The organism is Bradyrhizobium genosp. P, assembly GCF_049949265.1.
Taxonomy (GTDB): Bacteria; Pseudomonadota; Alphaproteobacteria; order Rhizobiales; family Xanthobacteraceae; genus Bradyrhizobium.
The window spans coordinates 5,388,517-5,406,305 of sequence record NZ_CP188195.1; the positions used below are offsets into that span (position 1 = coordinate 5,388,517).

17 protein-coding genes are annotated in these 17,789 nt (G+C 60.0%); 10 read left to right on the forward strand and 7 right to left on the reverse strand.

From position 1 onward, the window contains the following. Positions 1-60 precede the first annotated feature (60 nt). The 3 genes from ACP2YO_RS26130 to ACP2YO_RS26140 all read right to left on the reverse strand — a co-directional run bounded on the left by ACP2YO_RS26130 (position 61) and on the right by ACP2YO_RS26140 (position 1,887). Complete coding sequence (locus ACP2YO_RS26130) at positions 61-516, reverse strand: MaoC family dehydratase (protein ID WP_195804748.1); 456 nt, start codon at positions 514-516, stop codon at positions 61-63. A 208-nt stretch (positions 517-724) separates the two neighbouring features. Further along, a complete protein-coding gene (locus ACP2YO_RS26135) occupies positions 725-1,288 on the reverse strand; it encodes a GNAT family N-acetyltransferase (protein ID WP_195798937.1) in 564 nt (187 codons plus the stop codon). A gap of 170 nt (positions 1,289-1,458) precedes the next feature. Next, complete coding sequence (locus tag ACP2YO_RS26140) at positions 1,459-1,887, reverse strand: PaaI family thioesterase (RefSeq protein WP_246791307.1); 429 nt, start codon at positions 1,885-1,887, stop codon at positions 1,459-1,461. Positions 1,888-2,480: 593 nt separating this feature from the next. Between ACP2YO_RS26140 and ACP2YO_RS26145 the strand changes: the two genes are divergently transcribed. Together ACP2YO_RS26145 and ACP2YO_RS26150 are read left to right on the forward strand one after the other, a co-directional pair. Further along, positions 2,481-2,792 (forward strand): EthD family reductase, encoded by a 312-nt coding sequence (locus ACP2YO_RS26145; RefSeq protein ID WP_195798936.1) that lies wholly within the window; start codon positions 2,481-2,483, stop codon positions 2,790-2,792. Positions 2,793-2,932: 140 nt separating this feature from the next. Beyond that, entirely contained in the window at positions 2,933-3,628 is a 696-nt protein-coding gene (locus ACP2YO_RS26150) for a winged helix-turn-helix transcriptional regulator (protein ID WP_027532145.1), read from the forward strand. Between the two features lie 601 nt (positions 3,629-4,229). Here ACP2YO_RS26150 and ACP2YO_RS26155 read toward each other — a convergent pair. Beyond that, entirely contained in the window at positions 4,230-4,676 is a 447-nt protein-coding gene (locus ACP2YO_RS26155; RefSeq protein ID WP_426434052.1) for a hypothetical protein, read from the reverse strand. A gap of 491 nt (positions 4,677-5,167) precedes the next feature. Between ACP2YO_RS26155 and ACP2YO_RS26160 the strand changes: the two genes are divergently transcribed. After that, on the forward strand, positions 5,168-5,524 hold the full coding sequence (locus tag ACP2YO_RS26160) for a hypothetical protein (protein ID WP_426434053.1): 357 nt from the start codon (positions 5,168-5,170) through the stop codon (positions 5,522-5,524). 30 nt (positions 5,525-5,554) lie between these two features. Here the strand turns inward: ACP2YO_RS26160 and ACP2YO_RS26165 are convergent, their stop codons facing one another. Next, entirely contained in the window at positions 5,555-6,340 is a 786-nt protein-coding gene (locus ACP2YO_RS26165; RefSeq protein ID WP_426434054.1) for a protein kinase domain-containing protein, read from the reverse strand. A gap of 260 nt (positions 6,341-6,600) precedes the next feature. On the opposite strand from ACP2YO_RS26165, the gene ACP2YO_RS26170 reads away from it, so the two are divergent. The 3 genes from ACP2YO_RS26170 to ACP2YO_RS26180 are packed head-to-tail and all read left to right on the forward strand — an operon-like array spanning position 6,601 to position 9,789. Then, positions 6,601-7,107: a hypothetical protein gene (locus ACP2YO_RS26170; protein WP_426434055.1), complete on the forward strand. Its 507-nt coding sequence runs from the start codon at positions 6,601-6,603 to the stop codon at positions 7,105-7,107. After that, positions 7,107-8,123, forward strand: coding sequence for an SIR2 family protein (locus ACP2YO_RS26175; protein ID WP_426434056.1), 1,017 nt, complete (start codon positions 7,107-7,109; stop codon positions 8,121-8,123). The genes ACP2YO_RS26170 and ACP2YO_RS26175 overlap by 1 nt, the downstream gene beginning before the upstream one ends. Positions 8,124-8,130: 7 nt before the next feature. Continuing rightward, positions 8,131-9,789 (forward strand): hypothetical protein, encoded by a 1,659-nt coding sequence (locus tag ACP2YO_RS26180; protein WP_426434057.1) that lies wholly within the window; start codon positions 8,131-8,133, stop codon positions 9,787-9,789. Between the two features lie 98 nt (positions 9,790-9,887). On the opposite strand, the gene ACP2YO_RS26185 is transcribed toward ACP2YO_RS26180, so the two are convergent. Next, on the reverse strand, positions 9,888-10,454 hold the full coding sequence (locus tag ACP2YO_RS26185; protein ID WP_426434058.1) for a transcriptional regulator: 567 nt from the start codon (positions 10,452-10,454) through the stop codon (positions 9,888-9,890). 393 nt (positions 10,455-10,847) lie between these two features. Next, complete coding sequence (locus ACP2YO_RS26190) at positions 10,848-12,698, reverse strand: DUF7380 domain-containing protein (protein ID WP_426434059.1); 1,851 nt, start codon at positions 12,696-12,698, stop codon at positions 10,848-10,850. Positions 12,699-13,125: 427 nt separating this feature from the next. On the opposite strand from ACP2YO_RS26190, the gene ACP2YO_RS26195 reads away from it, so the two are divergent. From ACP2YO_RS26195 to ACP2YO_RS26210, 4 genes are all read left to right on the forward strand, one after another. Continuing rightward, complete coding sequence (locus ACP2YO_RS26195) at positions 13,126-14,271, forward strand: patatin-like phospholipase family protein (RefSeq protein WP_426434060.1); 1,146 nt, start codon at positions 13,126-13,128, stop codon at positions 14,269-14,271. Positions 14,272-14,348: 77 nt separating this feature from the next. Then, a complete protein-coding gene (locus ACP2YO_RS26200; protein WP_426434061.1) occupies positions 14,349-15,329 on the forward strand; it encodes a cyclic GMP-AMP synthase DncV-like nucleotidyltransferase in 981 nt (326 codons plus the stop codon). Continuing rightward, positions 15,322-17,109: a ThiF family adenylyltransferase gene (locus ACP2YO_RS26205; protein ID WP_426434062.1), complete on the forward strand. Its 1,788-nt coding sequence runs from the start codon at positions 15,322-15,324 to the stop codon at positions 17,107-17,109. The genes ACP2YO_RS26200 and ACP2YO_RS26205 overlap by 8 nt, the downstream gene beginning before the upstream one ends. After that, positions 17,106-17,585 carry a Mov34/MPN/PAD-1 family protein gene (locus ACP2YO_RS26210; protein WP_426434063.1) on the forward strand — a complete coding sequence of 160 codons (480 nt, stop codon included), beginning with the start codon at positions 17,106-17,108 and terminating at the stop codon, positions 17,583-17,585. The genes ACP2YO_RS26205 and ACP2YO_RS26210 overlap by 4 nt, the downstream gene beginning before the upstream one ends. The last annotated feature ends 204 nt before the right edge of the window (positions 17,586-17,789 follow it).

The following is a 17,789-nucleotide window of genomic DNA, read 5'->3' on the forward strand; positions in this document are numbered from 1 at the left end:
GGCTACGGTGTTCCCGTCATCCCGCGGACCCTTGGGCGCCTCGATCGCCTCACCGCGCGTCTAGATCGCTTTCGGCCGACACGGCACAAAACCAATCGGAGTGAAAGTGTAAACCGCGTCGCCGTTCTGATTGTAAGCAATCCACTTGATCAAAACGGTGCCTTGAGGCTTGGACTTGGAAGGCGTGAGGCCAACAACTTCGCCTTCGACGAACAGGATATCGCCGGGTCTCACCGGCATCATCCAGCGAAGACCGTCAACTCCGAGACCAATGAGGGGATGAGGACCAAACGGACGAGTTTGAACCGCAAGGCTCATTGCTATGGCAGCGGTGTGCCATCCCGATGCTGCGAGGCCTTTGAAAATCGTTTTTTGCGCAGCGTCATCGTCTAGATGAAATGGCTGCGGATCGAACTTGGCCGCGAACTGCTTGATATCGTGCTCGGAGACTTGGACAGTTCCACTTTTGAAGCGCATTCCCAAAGACAAATCCTCGAACCACTCGATCATCGCCAGTCCCTCAAATCACTGTGGGGCGTGGCCGATTGGTCCCGGCCATCGACCTCGCTTGACGGTATTGTCGCGTATCGCTGCCCGCCGACCCCGCCTCCCAAATTTGCCCCCATAAGGAGGACCAATCCGGCCAGCCCGAGGCACAGGGCGATCACACTTCGCAGCCTGGGGCGCTTGCATTTGTTCAACGTCGTAAAAGGGGTATCGGGCGTCATTTCGGTCTCTGCTGCAGCGGCGCCAGTCTCTTTTCAAGCCGCATTACGCCCAGCGCGTCGAGACTCGCAGAAATCTTGAAGCCAGCTTTTGCTGCCACCGCCAGCATTTTCTTATTACTAGCAAATGTCTGAGCCGTTATCTGACGAACGCCGGCCTCTGACGCGAAGCGTTCAAGTCTGCCCAAGAGCAGTTTTGCGAGGCCGTTACCCTGCCAGGAGTCGGCCACCGATACCGCAAATTCTGCTGACGAGGCGTCGGCCGCTCGAACATAGCGCGCCTCTCCAATTACGACTTCGCAGCCATCGACGAAGACTTCGGCAACGAGCGCGACATGATTGGCATAGTCAACCTGCGTGAATTGCCGCAACAGTTCGGAAGACAGTCCATTGACAGGATGCATGAACCGACTGCACCGCGCGTCAGCAGAGAGACTATGGAAGAACGCGTTCAGAAGTTCCCGATCCTGCGGCAAGACAGGCCGGATAACGACACGTTCGCCAGCAGTCAGACGTACCACGTCGATCAATTCGGCAGGATAACGCTGGATTTGGTAAGCCATTCTTCAATCGCTCGAGGCCGCACGTCGAATCGTGCCGGGTGCGCCACACCGGCAGCTCACGTCGGAATGGAAGCCCAAGAAAAATTGCTCCGTCTGCGACCGACGGCGGAGCCGATCGACGGACACCACTCCGGACGGAGCCGGGTTACGGCGTAGCCGACGACTGCCAATCACGCTTTCGGCCACAGGACCAATTGCGTGTTGCGAAAGTAAGCGATTGCGACGCCATCGGCCTCGCGGCGCACTTCGGCGTCCCACACTTGCGTGGTACGTCCTTTATGTATCGGACGCGCGGTACAGATCACGATGCCCTCGCGTGTCGTTCCGATTAGGTTGCTCTTGAGCTCAACGGTGGTGAAACTACTGGCGCCGGCCGGAAGGCCGCGCAGAGTCCCGTAACCACAGCAGGTGTCAGCGAGTGACGTCACGGTGCCGGCGTGCAGATAGCCATGCCAGGCGACGACGGCGCGGCTTACCTCAAGCGTCGCGACAACTTCATCAGCCTCTACTTTACGAAAGCGCATCCCAAGGAGACCGGGGAGATAATCGGCGCCGGCTGCGTTCCAGGCGTCCAGTGTTTCGGGGATCTTGATATCCATTGATCTGCTCTCCTGAAATGATGCGCGGCAAGCAACGAGAGCCATGCACCGAAAAATGTCCTCGATTCCTATGTAGGCCGTTCGAGGATATTATCGCTCCGAAATGCTGGCGCGTTGGGTGCGTAATCCGGACCGCTTCGCCAAGATTTCTGGCGCTGACGCCGTGGGGCGAAGAACATGTCACCGGCAGAGACGCGCCGGTCGAAATCATTGATCGTCAAGGAAAGCCTCTAAGTGTACGCCTGATCGACAGTGAGGGTGAAACCGTACTATTGACCGCCGCCACGCTGAGACTGAGGAAGCCGAAGCGATAGGCATTCCCACGCTGGCCGCAGCAACGCGGAAGACGCGTCGTAACATCCTGTTCGCCCGCACGAAGCGACGGAGCGGAACGACGGTGGACTCGGGCGACATCGTTTGCCGCCTATTCGTCGCGATAGCGGCTTCCGAGACGACCGGGCGGCTCGGTCTCGCGTGGCGACGCCACACCCGGGCGGCGTTCAACGAGCAGGTCAGAATTCCATACCCCACAGACAACGCCGGCCAATCCATACTCTGTCGCAACTTCACTCATGGTTAGGAAGGAACGCACCATGTCGGCTCATCTCCTCATTATCTATCCTATCCCCAAAGACGCCGTGGCTTTTGAGCGCGCCTATCACGACGAGCATCTTCCCTACGCCGGCCCGAGACTCATCGGCGCGACAGGTGTCGCCACCAAGCGCGTGGTCGGGCCGGCGTTTGCGCCACCGCCCTACCATTGGATGTCCGATGTAAGCTTTCCGACGATCGATGCACTGAAAAGCTGTGCAACGTCCAAAGGCGGCAAGGAAGCCCTGGAGCACGCCGCGTCGATCAGTTCCGGCGGCGCGCCGACGATCATCGTCGTCACCGACGAAACTTAATGCTCGTCGCGACACACTCCAACAGGCGCGAGGAGCCAACGCGTGGCCCGCTCAAACTCTGCTTTCGTTAGCCACATCGCGGGCGTTGGGGTACGGATTCCGGACCTGTGCAACTCGGCCATACGTGGTAGTCTGCCGCGATGGCCGGGTATGGACAGTTTTGCTCGATCGCGCGCGCCCATGAAGTCTTGGGTGGACGCTGGACGCTGCTTGTGGTGCGGGAACTGCTCTGCGGGAGCCGACGCTTCAACGACATTCGCCGAGGCATTCCTCGCATCTCCAAAACCATGTTGTCGGAGAGGCTCCAGGAACTGATCGCTATCGGCGCAGTCGAGCGCCACGATGGAAACTCGGGGCCGGAATATGAACTCACGGCGTCGGGGAAGGAGATCAGCTCCGTCGTCATGGCCTTGGGCACATGGGGTCAGCGCTTCCTGCCGCGTCAGTCCGAGAAGGAAAATCTCGACGCGGAGCCGCTGTTCGTCGATATGCAGCGGCGCGTGCGGAGCGATGCGCTCCCCGCTCGACCGATCGTCGTTCGGTTCGAGATCGACGCTATGAAGCCCCGCTTTCTGCTGCTCAAAGCATCCGAAATATCTTTTTGTCTGGTGAACCCCGGGTTCCCCGAGCCATTGCTCGTGCGCGCAAAGCTACCAGTTCTAGTTGCGTGGTGGCGGGGGGACGTCAGCTTCATCGAAGCGAAACGGCTGGGGCTCGAGCTTTCTGGAAAGCGCGATCTGGCCCGCGCGTTTCCGACATGGTTCGATCGGTATCTTTTCGCGGATGTATTGCCGGTCGACGCCAGGTCTCAGCCTCGACGAGCGGCAGCATTTTGAGCGAGGGCAGGTCAAGAACGGTGCCGATGAGCCAGTCGAGGAGTGGCGAATGTCCAACGCCCCGACTGAGCGCCACCGCCAGATATTGGTCTAACTCGCTCATTTATCACACGCGCGTTGGACTCTCTCCTTTCCGCATGAGGAACTGAGAGAACCCAATCGGGCAAGACCAGCACACCTTATCTAAGTTCCAATGCTTGGTCTCAAATTCCACCGAGTGATCGCCTAAAGCAATCTGCATGATCCGTCTTGCGTCAGCCTCGTCCGGAATTGGCCGATATTGTTGCAAAAGTGGAAAATCGAACTGCCGTAAAAATCTCGCGAAAGTTGATATCGAGGCCTCTCCGCTGCTGCATCGGCTTTCAGTGCCATTACGGGGATCCGAGATCGATCTTGGATCAGTCGATATGGTCCCTCACGTCGTCGCGCGCAAAGCGCATCAGCGGTTCTAAGAATTTCTGTTCAACGTTCCAAAAAGACTTTTGCAACAACATCGGCCCTTTTCGGACCTTTTGGGATGTCCGGTTTGAGTCCGCAAAGCGCCGGGTAGCGGACATGAGCCAAGCCGCGCTCGCGAGCCTCGATTTTATGAGTACACACCCTAGTTGAACGAACGGGCTTCGCAGGAATCCAGACGCCGAGCTGCCGTGTCTTGCTTGACCCAATGCTTCGTCAAGTAGAGACAAAGCAGATCGTCGACAGTTCCCAGCTTGCGAGATCCGCCGGTCACGGCTTCGTAGCAATGCACGTCGCCGCCGGGCTCGATCCAGGCATAATCATTGCCGTCGCCCAGCTTATTGTCCTTGAAGTAGCGTTCAAGGTGAGTTTGCGAACGAGGGCTTAAATGAAGCGCTGGCTCCAGCAGGATCTTTCGATTGCGATCGATCGAATTCCAGCGACGCACGTTCTCCAGCGAATCTTGGACGGCCACATCGGCCGCATTGAGTTCAAGATCGACCACGATCTCGCCCGCATACTTAATCGCGTTGACAAGATCATCGAACAGGCCGCGAAACCTGTTCCGAGCGTAAACGCCATACTGAAGCATGACCGATCTCCCGAGCCGCAAACCGGGCGAACTACTGTTCCTACGTCGTAAGCGTCCAATCTTCGGCGTTCGCCTGTTGACGTCTGCCATTCAGCTGGGACAAGTCGCCGAAAAGCAAGAGCGCAAGCGCGCTCTCCGCATCTTTCTTCAGATCCGACGTTTGTGAGCAAGGGGGATCAGGCGGATCGAAGATGCTTACCGCTTTCCCGCTGCCACATTGGCAAATGAAAGGGCAATGAGATCGCCCCACCACATGGGTGCCTCTCGTCCGCAAGGACATGCGCCGGACCGCGATCATTAGTTCTTGCGTGGGGACCCACGTGCTGGTCTGGATACCCGCCTAGCTGGCCTTTGCGCCGACGATAGATCCCTTCTTGGACATCGTAGAAATGGCCTCTCAAGTCGATGCTTGACACCACGGGACTTCATACCCACATGGCCCTGCCCCCTAACGCTAGGATGGCTGCAGTAAACGATTTTCAGGAGTGAGAATGGCCTCGGTACGTAGCGCAGCCCGGATCGCCCGGGCTACCGAATTGCGGAATCTCGCCGTCGACTTGGTTGCCTTGCGAGGCGCCATGACCGATGCCAGTGACGGTGACAAGACCATTGAAGTCATGATGTTCGAGAATGATCGTCTTGCCATACTCTACAAGACGCCGAGGCTGAGGTTGAGCACCGGCGGCGCTCCAGCTCAGTTCCAACCCAAGGGTTTCATGGTCGACGTCTGGTTCGACGGCCATAAGACCATGTCCATCCAGTGGGACCACGAGGAACCTATAGACGTCTTCGTATTTAGGCCGGGCGAATGGGAAGCCTCGATCGAAAAGGCGCTGTCGGAAATCTGATGACGATAGCTGGGCTTTTAGGGGCAGCCCCTACTCTTCGGTTATTGGCGGGGACGGCGGATGGTAGACTTGTCGAATCGTCCCAGCCTCAACCCCTAACCCGTCGAGAACGTCCTTGAAGTAGGCACACCTCAGCACAGGACTTTCGCGAGTGGCATAGGGAATTGTCTGGTCCATCGCCCAGTCCTTCGACTTAAACGGCTCAATTATTTGAGTGAAGGTCTTGTAGACGATTCGCCAATGCCTGCTTTCAGAGGCTTCCTTTCCTGCGAACAGCGACGTCCCAAAATCGAGAAGCTTGGTTTTGGTGTAAGAGCCGTGTTGGTCCTGCAGCCGAATAACCATGACGTTCCCCGGATGTGCGTCACCATGATGTACAGTCTCGGTGGTGGTGTTCTGGATGGCATCAATGTACTGGGCTGCCAGGCACCAACGATTAAAAAGATTATCCGACGCTTTAAGTTCATTGGCCAAGGTGTGACCGTATATCCTCTCCATTGAAGAATACAGGAAGCCACCCTCCACTTCTGCGTCATAGACCATCGCGACCCATTTAGGGTCTGACGCTGCCAACTTCTGCGCTTCCTCAATTCCCTGCCTAACCTTGTCTCTTTTGTCGGTGTCTCTCAGTTTCATCCACACCTTTACTGCGCGTGGCTGATTCAACAATCGATGACGCGCATCAAGCACGACGCCATTCGCCCCATCGCCGAGCACGTCAGTTATCTCGAAGCGTTCTATTGGCTCGTCGCGGAGGTGAAGCTTGCCATCCTTAACGACAACGTCCTTTGAAAAGGTCGCGCTGAAGCCGTTCATGATTTCGAACTAATCCTATCGATGAGAACGGTAAGCAATTTCAAGCGACTGGCAAGGCGGGCCGTACTTTTGTGACGCCAAATCCGTACCCGCATCTACCTATGCACGCACTTTCGACCCCTGCCCCACTCCGTCCTGATAATTCCGCTATTTTTCGCCATCTCAACCTGCAGTAAAACGCACCTTTTGAAGGTTGAGAATCGATGAGTTGGCCCCGTTATCAGTTCGCCCCGGCTGAATGCGTGCATGCGCTAGGGGTCGTGAGTATCAATTATGCGCGGTTCGAACTGACCCACGTTTGGATGCTTGCGGCGGTCGCAAACCTCCAAGAGCGCCAGACCGCGGTCGTTTCAGCCCGGACGAACCCGAGCGACCGGGGCCGCCTCATCGAAACGTTTATGAGCCACGTTGATTGGCCGGATGATGCGGCGGTGGCGACGAAGCACTACCTTAAGGCTATGGGTATTTTGACGACGAATCGCAACTTGCTGGTTCACTCGAATATGGTCGAGGCTTGGCAGAACAAGACGGCCATTTATTCGGTTTCTCGTCAGGGCAGCACCAGCGTCATCCAATCCTCTCTCGAGGATATCAGGCAGGTTGCCGACGACCTGAACGAATACTTCGACTTCGGCCACAAGCTGTCCAATTACATCGCGACCAACATCCATCATGCGGCTCTCGAAGAAGGCATGTTTGCGATTTCGCAGATTCCTGCCTTGCCGCCCATTCCCGTCCATCTTGATCCCGCCCAGCGGAAGAAATGATGATCCCCCATATTTTGCTGACCGGCGCCGGCTTCTCCTACAACTGGGGCGGATACCTCGCGAGCGAGGCGTTCGAATACCTATTGGGCGTCACCGAGAACGACGAGGATCTTCGCAAGGTCCTGTGGGCTGACCAGAACCGAGGCTTTGAGGCTACCCTTGCCCGGTTGAGGCAGGAGTTCGAGGAGAACTACACGCCGCAGGTGGAACAGGACCTGCGCAACATGACCACCGCTGTCCGGCGCATGTTTGGCGATATGTGGCTGGCCTTTAGCCAATCGAAGTTCGACGAGGCGTTTGAAGACCCGCGGCTTGGCGTCATTCGCTTTCTCACCCGGTTCGACGCGATTTTCACGCTTAATCAAGATACTTTGCTTGAGACCCATTACCTGCCGGTGGTGACCGACACCGATTTTGCGAAGAACACCTATCAGGGTCCGCGGAACGTCGGGGCCTATCGTCCTGGGCTGGTGCCGGCCATGGACACCCTGACGTTTGGCTCCCTCGCTTCTCGAATTCCTCTGTTCAAGGCCGGCGACGACTTTTCGCCCACGCGTAATCTACAGCCATATTACAAGCTGCACGGCTCGATCGATATAAAGGACGGTCGGGACATGATGCTGATCTTGGGCGGGTATAAAGAAGCCGACATCGGCAAACAACCGCTTCTTGAATCCTATCACGCGCAATTCGAGTGGTGGCTTAACATGCCGATGGCCCGCCTCATGGTGATTGGCTACAGCTTTGCCGACGCCCATATCAACCGGGTGATCTTCAACGCCATCGAAAAGCGCGGCCTCAAGCTGTTCCTGATTGGACCTGACGGCGCAAAGACCATCGGCTCCAATCCGGCCCTACCGCTCAATCCCCGGCAGCAGATCAAGGAAGCAATCGTTGGCGCTTCCAGACGATCGATTCGGAACACGTTGTCAGGCCGGGACATGGTGGAGCTGATGAAAATCGAGCGCTTCTTCCATGACGGCCGAATGGCCATCACCCGAATTCCCGCCCTTTAGGTGATCCATGGCTGAAAAAGAAAAGCCAACAGCCCTCGTCTTGCTCCGCAAGGAAATCATCCGCTTTCTCAAGGACCCAACTCCGGAGGTACTTTGCATCCGTGGTAAATGGGGTGTTGGGAAGACCTACACGTGGGAGAGCTTGCTCAAAGAGGTGGGCAAGGATGTTGCCCTCCAGTCGTACTCCTACGTCTCGTTGTTCGGGCTCGATACCCTCGACCGCTTCAAACTCTCGACTTTCGAGAATGTCATTCCGATGGCGAGCATTGCCACGGGCCCGACGATGGAGACGTTGGGCGAAAATCTCAAATCGTTCGGCACGAAGGTTCTCGGCGTCATCAAGCCAGGTCTTACCACCATCGCCGAGCAGGCCGCATTCCTGTCAGTTCGCAATTACATCATCTGCATAGATGATGTTGAGCGCAAGGGCGAGAAGCTTCGGGTGATCGACATCCTCGGGCTCGTTTCCCTCCTCAAGGAGCGGCGTAAATGCAAAATCGCCCTCATCCTGAATGAAGATGAACTGGACAAAACCGGTGATCGTCAAGCCTTCGATAGATACAGCGAGAAGGTCATAGATACCTCCCTGCTGTTTGAACCCACGTCGGCGGAGGCGTGCCAGATCGCCTTCAAGGGAACCGAGATCTCCGACGAATTGATGCGGGAGAATTGCCAGAAGCTTGAAATCGCCAACATCCGCATCCTCAAGAAGATCGAGCGGCTGGTAAACGACGCGCGGCCTCTCCTCACGGGGTTTGACCCGCGTGTCTTGCCCCAAGCGGTCTCAAGTCTAGTTCTCTTCGGCTGGTGCGTTTACGCCAAGCAGGACGAGCTGCTGCAATACACGCTCAACGAACGCTACAAGTCCCGCTATGCGCTCAACGAGCGAAAGCTCACCGAGGACCAGAAGAAGCTAGACGATCTACTAGAGGCCTATCCTTTCGGACTGGTGGATACCTTCGACCGCGTTCTGCTGGATGGCATCCAGAAAGGTTTCATCGATAGCGACAAGCTCCTCGAAGAAGCTAAGAAGCTGGACGACAACTACAAGAACGAGAGCCTGCGCCACGCCGTCCAGGGACCTTGGGACGCCTACCGAGATTCGTTCGACGATAACATGGATGAGGTTTGCAAAGGCCTCATCCACGCGGTGAAGACCTACCCTTACCATACGCCGGTCAACTACGTGGACGGCGCGATCATGTTCCTCAAGCGTATGGGCAAACCTGCAGATGCTCAGCAGGTGCTCGACGATTGGCTGGAGGCCAATAAGGACCAGCCTCGCGGGTTCTACGATATTCGGAGCGGGGCTTTCTCGGTTCAGGACCCCGACCTGCGGACGGCCATTACCAACCGGTACAACTCCTATGCGGACACCCGAGAGCCAGCGGAGGTACTTTTTAAGATCGCCAAGGACCACGGCTGGAACGAGGAGGACATCGCCCTCTTGTCGAAGATAACCCCCGACGAATTCTATGTGATGTTCAAGCGGCTTCGAGGCCTGGAGCTGCGGTCGGTGATCAAAAAGGCACTCGAGCTCGGACGCCAAGGAGCCGATCCGGCTTACGCCGCCATAGGAGCAAATGCACTCGCCGCGCTGACCAAGCTGCGCGGCGAATCTGCAATCAACGAGCAGCGCGTGTCAGGCCTGTATCAGGTACCCTAGAAGCTCCCCCAAGCCCAAGCAGCCACGCTGGCATAGGCAGAAGTCATTATGGCTCCAACCCGCGAGGTCGAGAACGAGCCGAACATGGACTCTGTTATCTAACCCTTCACAACCGATGCCAGCGACGATTTCCACCCGCCCCGCGTCAACCGGCACTTACCGACTTCGTGAGGCCGGTTGAGCAGAGCAATGAGAACCATCATCGCTCCCGACATGAATTTCCTTCGGGCGTCGCCATCTTTGTCTCGCTCGGGCACCAAGAGATTGTTGCAGAGCGCCTTCACGCTGTCAGTGTTGAAGTTCATCTCGACCTCATGCGCGAAGCGATTTCGTACCTTGCGTAGTGTCTCGCATTGCTGAGCTTCGTGGTCAGTGATGAGCCCCATGGCAAGGCATCCAGCTATCCGCGTGCTGAAGCTGCCGAACGGCGCGTTGAAACCTGACAGAAGCGCCTTGGCGCTGGCGTTCTCGATGAGGAACGCGGCCAACGTGTCCATGAGCAACTTGTCCAGAAAGGACGTTGCGACCAAGGCCACGCCGCGGTCGGTTTCCTTGTTCAGCTCCTGAAGCGCAGCCAAAAATCCCTTGAAGTGCGGGTCGTTCTCCCAAATCTCATCCCGGGCAATAGCGTAGGCGTCAAGCCATTCAGGGGCGTTCTCGTTCAAGGCAACCTCCAAGCAGCTAGAATATTTTTCTCGGGCTTATTTTTTAGCCCAAGAATATTTTTTTCGGGGTTCTTTCTAACGCCAAGAAGGAGTTTTCAAACGAAGCACGTCGGTCCAAAACCGGCGCGCTTCCCTTTTTCAGCAGCGTCTTCATCTTCGCAACGCCTGCGCTCCCAGCCGCCTGGTGCAACCGGTCCGCGCTCTGGGCAGCATCGGCTGCCACCTCTCGACTCCAGCCGAGCTAGGGCGCGATGGGCATCGTTAGGCTGCGCTTGCACGAGAAGGACCTCGAGCCCATGTTTCGCGCGGCGAAATGCGAGGATGCCGGCGCTCAACGTCCCCTTCGGAGCGGATGTCCGCTCTGACGCCTTTGCCATTATGTCTCGCCTGGCGCTACCGCCCCGGCTCCTCGATCGCAAGGCCGGGACGTACGAACTCATCCCATCGGGTCGAAAGTGGCAGGCAACAGACGCGATAGAGCAGCCAGCAGGCGTAGATGACGTCCGCGGAGTAGCACTGCCCCTCCGAGAGCTGTCCATGAGCGACGTCGTGGCGGAGCGTCGGACCCGGCTGGAGGTTGAAGATGCGGTTCAACTCGTCGAGAAGCGGCTCGCCCACCATCTCGAGCAGGTCGCTGCGGTGATTGGCGATGATCGCATCGAGGCTGCGGTCCTCTTCGGTCGCGTCGTCCCGACGTTTGGTCGGATCGGCTCCGCGCGACTTCAGGATGTGACGCAGGCTCGCCTCCAATTGCGGGATCAGAAGATAGGCGGCCGACGCGAAGTCGCCCTGGAAGAAGCGGGCGAACCCGAGCGCGTAGAGCGGGGCCTGAAGCCGTGACACGAACGGCGACACTCCGACGATCGGTCGGAAATGCCGCTCCTCGATCGCGATCGATTGGGCGATCAGAGACCGCACGGGATCGATGCTGTTGGCAACCACATCGGCGCGGCGATGCGATTCCGCCTGGGAAATCATGCGCAGATACCAATCTTCCGGCGGCTCTCCCCTGCCGGCGTCGGAGGTGTGGACGATCGTCCTGCCTTCGTCGTCGACGTGCTTGCCGCCCATCATGCCGCTGAACGGCTCGCGCTCGGCCCGCGCCCGCGCATGTGCCTTAAGGTCATCGATCTTCGGCGACGCCGCTAGGAACGCGAAGGAGTGCAGCGCGGTCGACAGATCCATCGGTACGAACAGATCGAGGATCCGGTCTCGCTCGACCGGGTCGACGATGTCGACCACGAAAGTCCCCATCTCCCGCATCGACGCGCGCTGCAGTCTCCGTAGCTCGAATTCGAGTTCTTCCTCCAGCGCAGCGGCCTCGTCGCATTTTATCTGACGCAAGCGCATCAGCGCATCCATGACCCAGGACGCCTTCGCGCCCGCCTGGCTGCACTGGTCGCGCATCCTAAGCATCTGGTGGACGGCGCCGAGTTGGCAGCGCCGCTCGCTATCCGCGTCGCCCGTGCGGCCATACAAGTAGCCGGCGTAGTCAAGCGCCATCTGAACAGCGTGCGGAACAAGCGTCTGGTTCGCGTCCGCGACCGCCTCGAGGTCGACCGCCGCCTGTCGCTTGTCGATCAGGCCGTAGTCGACGCAAAGCTGGGCGAGCCGGCTGAAGACGACGGGCTGCGCCTCTTGCCGGGCCTGCCTATACAGGCCGGTGAGCGTCGAAATCAGCCGGTCGGAATGCGGCGCTTTGCCTTTCTTCGTCGCCGACGAAATTTGCAGCGCACGATGCGCCCGTGTCTGTGCGTCGATCAGGTTGCGGCCGTCGATGGGAACAAAAGCTTTCAGCGAACCGCTCATCAGACCCTCGATGCAGTCGCAATAAGCGTCGATGGCGATTCCTGCCACGGCCGCCTTGCGCCGATCGCTCGTCCAGACGACGTCCGCGACGCGGGCCCGCATCGCAGGGTGTCGGATCTTCGGCAGAACGGTCTCCAGGACATCTGCCTGACGTCCGCGGATGTCGCTCGGAATCATGGTGCGCAAGTCTGCCCGTTGCGCGCCTGGGCCGAACTTGTCGCCGGGATCCGAAGGCCTGAGATGAATCCCGGCGACAGCGGACAGCAGAAGATAGACGTCCTTGGCCGGAGATGCGGCGACCGCGGATGCTTGTCCGTAGGCCATCGCGATTGCCGGCATGCTCACCTGGTCGACCGCGGCAATGGGCGCGTTCAAGTCACAGGCTAAGAACGCCGCCAACTCGACGACCGGCACCTGCGTTCCTTGCTCGGCCATTCAAATCTCCCCGAAGGATCGGTAGAGCGGCTTGTTCGACGGCCGGCGACGGGCTTGTAAATGTTGGATCGACTTTCGTCCGGACGCAGGCCACCCACATGGCCTGCGGACGGAGAAAATCAAGCTCTTACGGCCTCTTAAAGGTGGCTTCTCAACCGACACCTGATCGCTCATGGCGTGGTCCGCCTACTGCAGGTTGAATCGCGCTAAGAAGCGCGCCCGATTCGAGCCATTTCAAGATGTAGTGGCCAAAACAATTTGACTGTCAACATCTTGAATTCACGGCAGCAAGTCCCATCTACACGCGCTGTGCCCGAAATGTGGGCAACGCTGTCGGCCTTGGGGGCCCAATGCGGTTCACGAAAGAGAAGTCGCGCGCGCCGGCGGCGCGCCAACTATCCGGTCCCGCCGACCGGCCGGTGGGCTCATGACCTACGGTCGACCTTTCCGCGTCCTGAGCCTGGACGGCGGCGGCATGCGCGGCACGTACACCGCGACCTACCTGGATCGCGTCGCGACGACGTTCGCGCGGCGCAGGAAGCTCGATTCTCTTGATATAGGCAAGGGGTTCGATCTGATCGTCGGCACCAGCACCGGCGCGATCATCGGCTGCGCCCTCGCCGTCGGACGGCCGCTTTCCGAGGTCGTCGCCCTCTATCGCAAGCACGGTCCCAAGATTTTCTCGAAAAAGCTCCCCTCCGGCTTGGCCGGTGTGGCTCCCGATCTGCTGTCGCGGAAACGAGCCCTCAAGGCGGGCGAGGCCAAATTGCTCGGCGCGCTCGTCGGTACCATCGGCGAGGAGACCATGGCTGAAGTCTACAAACGGCGCGGCATCGCGCTGGCCTTTTCCGCCGTGGAAATGAGCCAGCATCGGGCATGGGTTTTCAAGACGCCCCATTTTGCCGGCACCAACCATCGCGACGACAACTACCGCCTAGCTGACGTCTGCCTGGCGTCCTCGGCCGCACCGCTCTATCGCTCGTTGGCCGCGATCGATCAGCCGGACGGCGGCGACGGCACCCCCTTCAACGTCTTCGCCGATGGTGGACTGTGGGCCAACAACCCGGTCCTGCTGGGCCTGATCGAAGCCCTCGACGTGGCCGAGGCCGGTCGCGAGATCCAGATATTCTCGCTCGGAACGTGCCCCGTGCCGCAAGGCGAGCAGATACCGAGAGGCGACCGGCACCGCGGCCTTCCGGAATGGAAGTTCGGCGGTAATGCCGCGAGCCTGTCGGTCGATGCGCAGGAATTCGCCTTTGACCATATGGCGCGGAAACTAACCAGGCACGTGAACCGCAAGTGCAGCATCGTGCGCTTCCCGCACGACAAGGTGCCGGCGACGCTGGTGCCCTATCTCTTGCTCGACGACACACGCGAAGAGGCCATGAACGCGCTGATCACCCAGGCGCGGACCGACGCCGACATGACCAACAGCAAGTGTGCCTACCGCGACACCGATCCGGAGGCGGAGCTGATCTGCTCGCTGTTCGAAACCACCCCTCCCCTTGAAGAGCCGCCGGCCGCTCGGCGATCGAGGGACACCGATACCGCGGCCGCGAGCCGATCGAGGTGACCATGTACGATTGTTCAGACGATGTTCTCGCATACCACGACGACGAGGTGACGCTCCCCAGCGGGGAGCGGACCGCAATGAGAAAGCGGCGCGACGCCAACCGCGAGCGCCTGAAGAAAGGCTTGTCGGAGGCCAAGAAGCCTGCGCCGCTCCAGTTCAAGTCGCAGGGCAGCTACGCCATGAGGACGATGACGCAGCATCCCGACAACGACTATGACATCGACGACGGCGTCTATTTCACAAAGGAGGATCTGGTGGGCGAACGCGGCGCCGAGATGACCGCGCTTCAGGCGCGTCAGATGGTGCGCGATGCCGTCGACGACGGAGGCTTCAAGACGCCGCCGGAAGTACGCAACAACTGCGTGCGCGTCCACTATGAGGCAGGATATCACGTCGACCTGCCCGTCTACCATAGGGTCACAACCAAAGAAGTGTTCGGCAACGAGTCCCACTTCTATGAACTCGCCAGCACCGACTGGAAGCGGTCGGATGCGCGCGAGGTGACGGCGTGGTTCGAGAAGGAAAACGACGCGCAGAGCCCGGACACCGAAAACGGGCGCCAGCTTCGGCGCGTCGTCCGTGAGATCAAGAAGTACGGCAGAAGCCGGTCGAGCTGGAAGGCCCAGATTCTCAGCGGCTTCGGCATCACCAAGCTTGTCACCGAGTGCTTCCGCGGCGACGCCGGTCGCGAGGACAAGGCGCTGCACGACACGATGAAGGCCATCCGTGACCGACTGAAGTGGAATCTGGTGGTGCAGCACCCGGTGACGCCGGGCGATACTATCACCAAGGGCAACGAGGATCCCAAGGCCAAATTCCTGCGCGAAAAGCTGGACGAGGCCTTGGCCAACCTGGCTCCCCTCTTCGACAGCGACTGCGACAGGCAGGCAGCGCTGAAGTGTTGGGACAAGGTGTACGCCACCGAGTTCTTCAGCGACCGTCATGAGCCGGTCAGCAAGGCGTCAAGCAGCGTTGCGGCGCCGGCGCTCGCAGGTCTGTTCTCCGGCAAGGAGCCGCAGGTGGCTGTCCGCAAGGATGGCGGCGGTCGGTATGCCTGATCGCGTGCCGCAGCCACCATCCTTCGAGGATGCGCTCCTCATGGTCGAGGACCGCATCCGGCGGAAGTTGGGTGGCTTCGAGCGCCTCGACAGGCAGGCTCTTCGCAAGTACGCGGCCCGGCAGCCGGCGGCCGGATGGCGGCTGATGGTGCCGACGCCGGAAGGAGAACGGCGCCTCGACGTGGTCGTGCCCCGACAATTCCCGTTCGCGCTCCCACGCGTGGCCTTCGTCGGCCCGTCTATGTTCCTGAAATGGGCGCACTTCGAAAGAGACGGGATCCTTTGCCTCGACGGCGAGGGATTCGATGTCGAGCGGCCCGGTGCCGTAGTCGCCGACCGCATCGCGTCGGCTTGCCGGCTCATCGGCGAATGCGAGCGCGGCGAGCGGGACGGCGACTTCGCCGACGAGTTCCTCTCCTATTGGGGGCAGGCGTCCAACGACGAGGGCGTTCCGGTTTATAGCCTTCTGCCGCCGGCCGGTCCGTCGAGGCTGGTGCGAGTCTGGCGCGGCAAGCGGTTCGTGCTTGTCGCGGACGACGACGAGGCGATCGCAGTGTGGCTGAAGAACCGCTACGGCACGGCCAACATCAAGACCCAGGCAGGCGCGCTGCTTTGGCTCGATCGGCCGCCGCTGCCAGCGGACTTCCCGAAAAGCGGCACCGCGGTTCGCGGGCTGGCAGCGGAAGCTGGCCTCACGGACGAGCTCTTATGCCAATTGGTGATGCAGGACGCGAACGGCGCCACTCTGCTGGTAGGGGTCGACACGCCGGTCGGACCTGCCCTCGCCTCGGCGTGGGTCCCTCACCCGACCGAGCGCGGACGCTCGACCCTCGGTGACGGCTTCAGGAACAAGCTGGTGCCGGCGCAGATCGCGCTCGGGCGCTATTTCGGCGGCATCCCGATCAAGCGCGCGAGCGTCGATCGGGCCGACGCGGCCTGGATTCACGGTCGCGGGGCAAACCCGAAGTTCGATCGCTTCCGACGCGCGAAGGTCGCTATCGTCGGATGCGGCTCGGTCGGCGCTGCCGTCGCCATCCTGCTCGCGCAGTCGGGCATCGGCCATTTCGTTTTCATCGATCCGGAACGGCTCGCCTGGGCCAACATCGGCCGGCATCCGCTGGGCGCCCCCTACGTCGGATCTCACAAATGCGTCGGGCTGGCCCAGAAGATCCGGACCGATTTCCCCCACGTGGCCTCCGTCGACGCGATCGCGCGTGACATCGAAAGCGTCATCATGGAAGAGCCCGCCGCCCTCGCAGATTGCGATGTCGTCGTCTCGGCGACCGGTTCGTGGGCGACAGAAGCCTTCCTCGATATGTGGCACGTCGGCTCGAAATTCCAGGGGCCGGTGATCTACGGCTGGACCGAAGCGCATGCGGCGGCGGGGCACGCCGTCACGATCGCCAAGAACGGTCAACGGTTCCGCGCAGGCTTTGATGCTTGCGGCAAGCCTCATCTGCGGGTGACTGAATGGTCCGGACCGACGACGCTGCGGGAGCCAGCTTGCGGTGCGGTCTTCCAACCCTACGGGGCAGTCGAATTGTCGTTTACCATCGCCAAGATCGCCGAGGTGGTGCTTCGAGCGCTGGATCGCGAGATCCGCGCGTCCTCGCATGGCCTCTGGATCGGTCGGTCAGGACCCCTCAGGGCCGCGGGCGGCGACTGGAGCTCGCCCTGGCGATCCATGACGGGCTTTCGCGACGAGGGAGGATACGTCATCGAGTTACCTTGGCCCAGCGCGGCCGCCCTGGCCGTGGTCGTTGCCGAGGCAGCCGAATGATTGTCTACCCGATCGGTCGTTCGGGACAGGCGCTGATATTCACGAACCCCGTCGTCGAGACCTTCTCCAAGCACAGACAACTGCGTTTCTGGCAGCGTGAAGCCGGAGGCCAACTGTTCGGGCGTTTCCACGCGTCGAGGATCGAGGTCGTCGAGGCGACCGGCCCGCGGAGAACGGATCGGCGAACCCGCACGTCCTATGTGCCCGACAGACGAGCCGAACAGCGCGAGATCGATGACCGCTTCGGTCTCGGCCTGCATTTCCTGGGGGATTGGCACACCCATCCCGAGAGGATCCCGCTCCCCTCTAATCCCGACGTCACCAGCCTCGACGACACCGTTCGCAGGTCTGCCCACGCCATGCTGGCCTTCGTTCTTGTGGTCGTAGGTCAGCTACCGGCGCCTGAAGGACTACACGTCTCCCTCTTCCGCGGCGACGGCTTCCCCCATGTGCTGAGGCCGGTCGGCGGAGCTTGAGTGCCGCCGCGGCATCGCCACCTTTGTACGGAAGAGTGCACGTATCCAGCCAGGCCTAACGACATGTGCACGCCGCAAATCACGCCTATGACGGTAGCTGCGGGTTCGGAGGAGACACCGGCGGCGGTCGTCGCCGCTGGGGAAGCGTCTCGCATTTCGCGCTGAATTACTCAGCCCCGTCCTTCGGTTGGTCCCGCGATAGCG